This is a genomic window from Bartonella sp. AA86SXKL (assembly GCF_042196885.1).
In genome coordinates this window covers 1-813 of record NZ_JBHIRE010000235.1, presented here as the reverse complement: position 1 = coordinate 813, position 813 = coordinate 1, and the positions used below count along the sequence as shown (strand labels likewise).

Here is an 813-nt window from a genome sequence, read left to right as displayed (position 1 = left end):
AAACCAACTGTTAAATCAGTCCCTGGACCTTTAAAGTGTAAAGCAGAAAAACGCTGCTCATTAAGCCACGATGACCGTTGCTTCAAATTTGCATTATGAACACCCCACGCGTGAACCGGATCTTCTCCTGTAACACGTGAAGCAGAAAAAATTGCATCAGCTAATTTCTTAATCGCTTCATTTATTGGCAACGCGGGAAAAATCGTTGCAGCCCATCCTGCTGTCGGATAAGCAACTATCGACCAATTCATAGCAAAATTCGATATTTCTTTAAGAGCAGGCTGGTAAGCTATTGAAGTGGCCTTACTCAAACGCGCAACCTTATTAAAATCCTGATTAGAAAGTAGCGAAGGATCATCACCAACAATAGCTAAACGCGCAGCCCCATTTCTAAAAGCCTGCGCCATCCCCTCATAAAGCCAAGAAGGGGCACAATCAAAACTAGCAGTATGGGCATTTTCAAAACGTGTAAGCAATAACATATCATCACTAAAAAGTGGTATAATCACACCAGCACCAGCCTTATAAGCATGATATGCAATACGCCGAACAAAAGGTAATGCGGAAATTGGTGCAGTCAAAACAAGATCTTGCCCCTTTTGTAGATTCAATCCTACTTTTACCGTAATTTCGGCAAGACGATTAAGCTTCTCAGATGAAATTGTTTCATGAATATCAAAGTACATTACCAATATCCTTCCTTTGATTGTGAAAAAACTACCGGCTTCTGTATCGTTCTTCTAGCATTGCAACAACTGCATTTAACTGATCTGATGAGAGCAGTGTATAAGCCAAAGCGGGTTTGGTTTCCTC

At 41.0% G+C, this 813-nt stretch carries 1 protein-coding gene; it reads right to left on the bottom strand.

Going from position 1 to position 813, the window contains the following annotated elements:
• A partial coding sequence (locus ACFIO5_RS11190) for an aminopeptidase (RefSeq protein WP_375705446.1) occupies window positions 1–686 on the bottom strand: 686 nt, incomplete at its 3' end.
• Window positions 687–813: the final 127 nt, after the last annotated feature.